This window comes from Pontimicrobium sp. MEBiC01747, from assembly GCF_053601635.1.
The window spans coordinates 23609-31762 of sequence record NZ_JBSHNS010000468.1 but is presented as its reverse complement, the minus strand read 5'-3'; the positions used below and the strand labels follow the sequence as shown (position 1 = coordinate 31762).

Here is an 8154-nt window from a genome sequence, read left to right as displayed (position 1 = left end):
CTCTAGGTATATCTACAGCTTTTGCTAAACTTATTGGTTTGCCATTATCTTTACTTTCCGCTTCTGCAAAACGCTCTAGGTTAGCCTCTAATAGTTCAGATATTTTTATTAGTATTCTACTACGTTCTTCAAGTGTGGTTTGAGACCAAATAGGAAATGTGGCTTTTGCAGCAATATAGGCGTTTTCTACATCTGCTTTAGATGAGTTAGGTATTTGCCCATAGACTTCCCCATTTGCAGGGCAATAGTTGTCTATCCAATTATTGTCTATTGGATTATGAAATTTGCCGTTTATGTAGTTTTGAATAGTCATTATTTCTAATTTTTTATTCTTCTAAGTCTTTTAAATATTTCAATAGGTTTACTAAATGTTCTTCAGAATGGTTTTTCATTAAAAACATAAAAGACCAATTAGCATTTTCTTTTGAGTAATTTTCATATCTCCATTTAACTTCTAATAAGTCTTTTAATATGTCACAGATATCATCAATTGGATCACCTAAAGCCAAGTTTACATATGGTTCGCTTTCTCCTTTTTTGTAAACTACATCATGGCTATCTAATACTAGATTATAATAACCAAGTTTAGGGAAGTTTTCTATAACATTTTCTTTTACTTCATCATAGCTTAAACTATAACTTTCTTTATAGTTAGTATCATTATCTAATTTTTCAATAGTTAAAAACTTTGCGTAAATTGAAACTAATAATTGTTTTAAATCCTTAATTTTATTTTCAGATTTTACATCTGGATTTATAGCAAATTCTGTTACTTTTTCAATTAACTTAATAGTTTCTTTCATTACAGTTTTTTATAAGCCATCACCTTTATTTCCACTACCAAATCTGGGTGTGGTAATTGGTGTACAGCTACTGTTGTGCGAGTTGGTCCTGTTTCTTTTTCAAAAAACTCAGCATAAGCTTTATTATAACCCGCAAAGTCATTCATGTTTACTAAAAAAGAAGTCACATCTACTACATCTTTTAAAGTAGCGCCTTCTTTAGCTAAGTTACGCTCTATGTTTTTAATAACTTCTTGAGTTTGTACATAGGCATCTAAACGTTTTGTTCCCATTTCGTCTATAACTTCTACGCCAGCTATAGTATTGTCTGGTCTACGAGAACTAGTTCCCGATACAAAAATAAAATCGCCTACACGTTTTACATGTGGGTAAGCGCCTCTTGGTGTTACTTTTTTCTCTTCCATGTCTTTATTTTAATCCTGCAATTTTATCTTCTTCAAGAATATTATTTGTCTCTTCTTGTACTTTTTTTAGTACTTCTTTTAAATCGTCATTGTCATGCAACTCATTATCGGTAATCATATTTAAAATGGCTTTGTCTTGTGCTCTTCCTTTTTTCATGGCTTCATTATAAGGAATATCTTCATTAAAGGTAACCATAGAATATTTAGAGAAATAAGCTTCTGGAAAGTTTTTTTCTAAAGCCATTTCTATAGAACGCTTTTCTTTAAATATAGGATTCGCGACATGATCTCTCATTTCGTAATAATTGTCTATGGCTAAATCTGCAATAGCATCTGTATCTGCTTTTCTAGAACTTTCATAAACTTTAAAAATGGTTTCCCAATCACCTTCATGTTGTTCTAAAATAGCATCAAAAACAGTAACATCTTCAAAGGAAGCGTTCATGCCTTGTCCGTAAAAAGGTACTATGGCATGGGCAGCATCTCCCATTAAAACGGTCTTGTTTTTGTAGTGCCATGGTGAGCACTTTACTGTTCCTAATGCGCCTGTTGGGTTGTTTGCAAATTCTTCTGCTATGTTTGGTATTAATGCTAGTGCATCTGGAAATTGTGCTTCAAAAAATGCTTTAATATCTTTTTCGGTTTCTAAATTTTTAAAGTTATATTTTCCTTCTTCGTAACTTAAAAATAGGGAAACGGTAAAACTCCCATCAAGGTTTGGTAAGGCAATTAACATATAATTCCCTCTTGGCCAAATATGCAAGTAGTCCTTACTTATTTGGTGTTCTCCATTTTTAGATGCTGGTATTTCTAATTCCTTGTAACCATGGGTTAAATAGTTTTGCGAATAGCTAAATAAGAATTTACGTTCTAAATAGTAGCTTTTACGTAAGGAAGACCCTGCACCGTCTGTTCCGAAGATGACATCTGCAGAGACTTTAAAATCGGCTTTAGTCTCATAGTCGTAAAATGATGCTTCGTTATTTTCTATATCAACGCCATTACATTTTTTATTAAAATGAATGGTGAGATTATCGTAAGCATCAGCTTCAGTTAATAGTAGGCCATTAAGTTCGCCTCTAGAGATAGAGTTAATGTACTCGCCATCTCTTCCAGAATAGTTAGAGGGGAAGGTGTTACCTTCTACATCATGTATTAAGCGCCCATACATTGGGATGCATAGTGGCTTTACTTTGTTTTCTACTCCTGCTAAACGCATAGCTTTTAATCCACGATCTGATAACGCTAAATTTATAGAACGACCAGCAGAAATATCTGTGGTTCTTAAATCTGGTCTACTTTCGTATACGTTTACAGTATAGCCTCTTTGCGCTAGACGTAATGCTAATAAAGATCCGCATAATCCAGCACCTATTATAAGTATGTTGTCTTTTTTAGGCATTTAATAAGGTTTTTAATTTTTCTACCATGTTAAATACATCCTCGAACGAGTTGTATAATGGCACAGGAGCACAACGTATTACGTCTGGTTCTCTCCAATCGCTAATTACGCCTGCTTCTGTTAATTTATTGTGTAATGCTCTATCGGCATTTTTAACTTGTATAGATAATTGGCAACCGCGCTCGTCTGGGTTGCTTGGTGTTATTATTTTTATATCTGAATTGTTTAATTCATTAATTAAATATTCAAAATACCCTGTTAGCTTTTTAGATTTGGCAATTAATTTATCCATGCCAACTTCGTTAAACATATCGGCAGAGGCTTTTATTGCTGCCATAGATAATATTGGAGGGTTAGAGAGTTGCCAGCCTTCTGCTCCTGGTAAAACATCAAACTCACCACGCATGTTAAAACGCGTGTCTTTATTGTGGCTCCACCAACCTGCAAAACGATTTAAGTTTTTATCGTGTGCGTGACGTTCGTGAACAAAGCATCCTGATAAACTTCCTGGTCCAGAATTCATGTATTTATACGTACACCAAACTGCGAAATCTGCTCCTGAATTATGTAAATCTAAATTTACATTTCCTGCGCCGTGTGCACAATCGAAACCTACAACACAGCCATTTTTATGACCTAGTTCTGTAATGCGTTTTAAATTGAAAAACTGTCCGGTGTAATAGTTTACACCGCCAATCATAATTAAAGCAATTTCGTCTCCGTGTGTTTCCATTATGGCCTCTAGATCCTCATAGCGTGCTAATTCTTCTCCTTCTCTGGCTTTCCATAATATAACTCCTTCTTTATCATCATAGCCATGATGACGTAATTGTGATTCTACTGCATATTTATCGCTAGGGAAAGCATCTGCTTCTATTAAAATTTTATAACGTTTTGGCGTTGGTTTATAGAAACTAACCATCATAAAGTGTAGGTTAGCCGTTAGGGTATTCATTACGACGACTTCTATTGGCTTAGCTCCAACAACTTTAGCCATGCTTTCTGTAAGAAATTCATGGTATGGTAACCATGGGTTTTTAGCTTCTGTATGGCCTTCAACTCCAAGGTTAGCCCAATCTTCTAGTTCTTGATTTATATACTCTTTGGTAGATTTTGGTTGTAAACCAAGCGAATTTCCGCATAAATAAATTAATTCGTTTCCGTTTTTATCTTTTGGGATGTGGAATTGCTGTCTGTAGTGAGCTAATTCGTCTTGTTGGTCTTGTGCTTTAGCGTAACTTAAGGTGGCTTTATTCATTTTTAGTAAAATAAAATAGTCGTTTTATTTGAATTTATTCAAAAGCGTTTCATATATTGAAACGCTGTTTCAAAAATACGTAATATTTTTGAATAATAAAATGAGAGCGGAAAGTTTAATGAAGATTTGTTTTTTCTTAAAAACTCATTTTAAAACGATTATAGGGTTATGAGTAACGATACTAAAGATTTAAATTTATCGGTTGTAAAGGCGTTTACGCTTTTAGATGCTTTTACAGGCGACCAAAAAGAATGGGGTGTAAGAGAGTTAGCAAAAAAAACGGGTTATAATAAAAGTACTACCTATCGCTTATTAAGTACTTTAGAGGCTTTAGGTGCTTTGCAGAAAAATGATGATGATAAGTATTTATTGGGGTTAAAGTTATTTGAGTTAGGCAACCTAGTCTCTATACATAAATCGTTACGGAAGCATTCTAGAATTCCATTGGAGCAAATTGCAAGAGAAATTAAAGAAACGGTACATTTTGGAGTGCTAGATAAAAACCAAGTATTGTATTTAAATAAAACCGAAAGTCCACAGGGATTGAAGGTTAGTACTCAAATAGGGTCTTACCAAAAGGCATATTGCACTGCTATTGGTAAGGTGTTGTTAGCGTTCTCTCCAGAAAAAAAGCTTAACTATTATTTAGATGTTGTTTCTTTAGAAGCTTGTACTGAACACACTATTACCGAGAAAGGTTTATTATTAACAGAATTGACTAAAATAAAAGAGCAAGGCTACGCTTTAGATATGGAGGAGCTGGAGTTGGGGCTTATTTGTATTGCTATTCCTGTATTTAATAAACAACAAGAAATTATTGCTAGTATTAGTGTCTCAGGGCCTTCTAGTCGTTTTAAGTTGGAGAAAATTGATGATTATTTAGCGATTATTAGAAAGGGTGCTGAAGGAATAGAGGAACGGATCAGTCATGGGGTGTAAGTTGTAAGTTAAGAATAGGTTGTTCATAAATAGAAGTCCTTTTAATATATTTTAAAAATTACTCCAAGTCGCTTTATCTGCATCTATTTTTGGATGTAACCTTGAATATCATCTGTATAAGAAATTATTGCTTCTAAAAAATCTTCTAGAAATTCAATTTGTGTCACATTGTTTTTCTATTTTAATAATGTTTCTCCATAATTCCATAGGATTAACTCCACAATATCCGCTTTCTTGAGCATCATTACATTCAATAATAACCCATTGGTTATCTATTGTTAGGGCGAGGTCTATTGCTAAGAAAGGAGCATCTATTAACTGTGCAGCTTCTTGGGCAACTTTTATGGCGGTTTCTGCTTCTGCATCACTCCAATTGTAATCTAGGTATTGAGACCAGTAATGTCCAGACCCTACAAGTCTTTTTTTCCACCAAAATGTTCTAAACTCATAAGAGAGTTGAACTTTACCTTCAACATTATGATTTATTGGTTTAAGCTTAACAAACTCCCTAATAACAACTTTTTGCCAATGTAAAATGGAGTCTTCTCTATAGGCTTCTTTGATTTCTAGAAATTCCTCTTTTGTTTTAGCTACAGATAATTTATAATTATGTTTAGAGGTTTGCCTGTTTCCTTTTATAAATACAGGAAAATTAAAATCTTTATTAAACGTTTCAAGGCTAGGAAAATTTTGATAGACTTTACTTTTGGGAGTTAGTTTATTAATGATAGGGTACCAGTGTTCTAACTCACTGGCAAGCAAATGCTGTTTTGGGGTATGTATTAGTTTGTAACCATAATTAAAAAAAGAACTATAAATAGCATTGTAATTACTAATGGCTCCAATTCTAGCAAAAACATCTACAGTATTTTCAATCCTTGGTCGATTAATTTTGAATAGAGGTTCAAATTTAAAATCGTAAGCTGGGATGTTTACTGTTTTATTAGCAATCCATATGGTAGATTCTGCATTAAAGAAATCTATAGTTTTTAATTCTTTCATTAAATAATTTACTCTAGTTTTATAATGATACCACTAAAATTTAAATTCCAATCACTATCTGCTTTTTTATGGTCTAAGGCTATTTTTATACCATTAAAATCTTTGTAGTTTTCAAAGGTGTTTGTTATTGACGCTTCAGTTGTATTGCCTTCTCTAAATACCCATTCTTTTATAATATAATTATCGTTATAAAATATATCGTAAGCATCTCCTGGTGTATAGCCACCTGTATTTGTATAGGTTAATGTTACTTTGTTTAGTGGGGCTTTGCTAATTGGCGCTTCTGCTTTAATTGGCTCGCTTAGGGTAGCTGTAGTATCCCAAACCAATTGAAAAGGAAACAATGCCCAGTACTTATCGTTAATAAACCGTTGGTCTGTTTTTATGTTCGTGCTATCTATTTTAGTGGTATAATAAGTAATAGTGTCTTTTTGGGTTAACATGGTTACCGCATTAGTTTTTGGATTCCATTTCCAAGAGCGTTGATAGTGCTTATCGTTATTATCTATATTAAAAGTAAATTGAATTTCGGAAACCTTATTCCAGTTTTTAAAACCATGTGCATTTGCAATATTTTCTGCTAGCGTTAATGGTTTTTCTGAAGTTGTTTGTTCTTGTTTGTTTTCAGACTTACAAGACGCTAAAGTAAGTAGTGAAATAATAAGAAAACGATACATATTTTTAAGGTTTTTTTCAAAGCTATGAAATATTGACTAGTTTTGAGAAAAGCTATTAAACTATGAATGATAATTTAGACTATTTTAACGCAAATAAAGCCACTTGGAATGATAAAGTAAAAGTACATGCTAAAAGTGATATGTACGATATGAAAGCTTTTAAAGCAGGAAAGTCTTCGTTAATGCCTTATGAGCTCAATGCTTTGGGAGATGTTAGTGGAAAAACACTATTGCATTTACAGTGTCATTTTGGTCAAGATACTTTAAGTTGGAGTAGGAAAGGCGCTAAGTGTATAGGTGTAGATTTAAGTGATGAGGGTGTAAAATTAGCTAGAAAGTTGAATGAAGAATTGAATCTAGATGCGGAGTTTGTTTGTTGTAATGTGTTGGAGACTTCTAAACATGTAAAAGAAACGTTCGATATTGTATTTACTAGTTATGGTGTTATTGGTTGGTTACCAGATTTAAAACCATGGGGACAAATGATTGCCGAGCGTTTAAATAAAGGAGGAACGTTTTATATTGTAGAGTTTCATCCTATTGTTTGGATGTTTGATTATTTGGAGGAAAAACCAGTTATGAAATATGGCTATATGCAGAATGAGGTTATTTATGAAGAGTACGAAGGAACTTATGCTGACGTGGATTCTAAAATGATAACCAAAGAGTATGGTTGGAATCATGGTTTGAGCGAAGTAATAAATGCATTAACGGCAGCTGGGTTAAAAATAGAATACTTAAATGAATACGACGAAGCGCCATATAATGTATTACCCGACTTGGTAGAAACCAAATCGGGCAATTATGTAACAAAGGATAAATTATATCCTCTTATTTTTGAGCTTAAGGCAACTAAACTTTAAATTAGTTAGTGCTTATTCTTTTTTAATACTTCAGGCATTTTTGCTTGAAAACGTTTTAGTCTAGGGATAGAAACGCTACGTATGTACCCTTGGTTAGGATGTAGTCTTTCGTAGTTTTGATGGTAATCTTCGCCGACCCAAAATTTTTGAAATGGATAGACTTCGGCTGCAATTGTTTTGCCTAGTTTTTCTGCTAAAGCAGCTTTCTTTTCTTCTATAATTTTCTTTTGTTCATCATTTTGAAAAAAGATAATAGATCTATATTGCGAGCCTCTATCTGGGCCTTGCCCGTTAACTTGTGTTGGGTTTTGCGATGCAAAATAAACATCTACTAGAGTTGTAAAGCTTACTATGTTTGGATCGTAAATAACTTCTACAGCTTCTGCATGCCCTGTTCTTCCTGTATTGCTTGCTTCGTATGTGGGGTTTTTAGTGTGTCCGCCAGAGTAACCACTAATAGATTCTTTAACACCATTAACACTTTCGTATATGGCTTCTACACACCAAAAACAACCGCTGGCAAAATAGGCTTTAGCTAATCCGTTTTCTACAGGAACTTCAATTGGTGTTGCATTTTTTACTTGTTCTTGTTTAGGGTTCTGTGCTGTATTTTGGCAACTAAATAATAAAAGAATGATTATTGCTGGAATTATTTTTTTCATCTTTTTAAGTGTTTTTATTGGTCTGAATTTTTTGCCATAGTATATCTTGTTTTATCGCAAGGTTTGTTTTGGCAGATTTATATTATAATTAAATAGTGTTTATGTATTGGTCGGGTATAAACGTAAAAACTTAAATGCTGAGAG

Annotated in this window: 10 protein-coding genes; 2 read left to right on the top strand and 8 right to left on the bottom strand. The window is 33.3% G+C overall.

Annotated elements, in window-relative coordinates; genetic code table 11:
- The 5 genes from ACVC2P_RS15485 to kynU form a co-directional block, all read right to left on the bottom strand.
- Positions 1 to 313 (bottom strand): aldehyde dehydrogenase family protein (locus ACVC2P_RS15485; protein WP_452599364.1); only part of this gene is annotated, 313 nt, incomplete at its 3' end.
- A 13-nt stretch (positions 314 to 326) separates the two neighbouring features.
- A complete protein-coding gene (locus ACVC2P_RS15480; RefSeq protein ID WP_452599363.1) occupies positions 327 to 803 on the bottom strand; it encodes a DUF5063 domain-containing protein in 477 nt (158 codons plus the stop codon).
- A complete protein-coding gene (locus ACVC2P_RS15475) occupies positions 803 to 1207 on the bottom strand; it encodes a RidA family protein (RefSeq protein ID WP_452599362.1) in 405 nt (134 codons plus the stop codon). Before ACVC2P_RS15475 ends, ACVC2P_RS15480 begins: the two co-directional genes overlap by 1 nt.
- Before the next feature lie 4 nt (positions 1208 to 1211).
- Complete coding sequence (locus tag ACVC2P_RS15470) at positions 1212 to 2609, bottom strand: FAD-dependent oxidoreductase (RefSeq protein WP_452599361.1); 1398 nt, start codon at positions 2607 to 2609, stop codon at positions 1212 to 1214.
- Positions 2602 to 3867 (bottom strand): kynureninase, encoded by a 1266-nt coding sequence (gene kynU / locus ACVC2P_RS15465; protein WP_452599360.1) that lies wholly within the window; start codon positions 3865 to 3867, stop codon positions 2602 to 2604. Before kynU ends, ACVC2P_RS15470 begins: the two co-directional genes overlap by 8 nt.
- Positions 3868 to 4035: 168 nt before the next feature.
- On the opposite strand from kynU, the gene ACVC2P_RS15460 reads away from it, so the two are divergent.
- The gene (locus ACVC2P_RS15460; RefSeq protein ID WP_452599359.1) at positions 4036 to 4806 is read left to right on the top strand and encodes an IclR family transcriptional regulator; all 771 of its coding nucleotides are present in this window, start codon (positions 4036 to 4038) and stop codon (positions 4804 to 4806) included.
- A 153-nt stretch (positions 4807 to 4959) separates the two neighbouring features.
- On the opposite strand, the gene ACVC2P_RS15455 is transcribed toward ACVC2P_RS15460, so the two are convergent.
- Both ACVC2P_RS15455 and ACVC2P_RS15450 read right to left on the bottom strand, forming a co-directional pair.
- Positions 4960 to 5808, bottom strand: coding sequence for an ATP-grasp domain-containing protein (locus tag ACVC2P_RS15455; protein ID WP_452599358.1), 849 nt, complete (start codon positions 5806 to 5808; stop codon positions 4960 to 4962).
- Positions 5809 to 5816: 8 nt separating this feature from the next.
- Complete coding sequence (locus tag ACVC2P_RS15450; RefSeq protein WP_452599357.1) at positions 5817 to 6485, bottom strand: hypothetical protein; 669 nt, start codon at positions 6483 to 6485, stop codon at positions 5817 to 5819.
- 62 nt (positions 6486 to 6547) lie between these two features.
- Between ACVC2P_RS15450 and ACVC2P_RS15445 the strand changes: the two genes are divergently transcribed.
- Positions 6548 to 7348, top strand: coding sequence for a class I SAM-dependent methyltransferase (locus ACVC2P_RS15445; RefSeq protein ID WP_452599356.1), 801 nt, complete (start codon positions 6548 to 6550; stop codon positions 7346 to 7348).
- A gap of 5 nt (positions 7349 to 7353) precedes the next feature.
- Here the strand turns inward: ACVC2P_RS15445 and msrA are convergent, their stop codons facing one another.
- Positions 7354 to 8010: a peptide-methionine (S)-S-oxide reductase MsrA gene (msrA, locus tag ACVC2P_RS15440; protein ID WP_452599355.1), complete on the bottom strand. Its 657-nt coding sequence runs from the start codon at positions 8008 to 8010 to the stop codon at positions 7354 to 7356.
- Between the last annotated feature and the right edge of the window lie 144 nt (positions 8011 to 8154).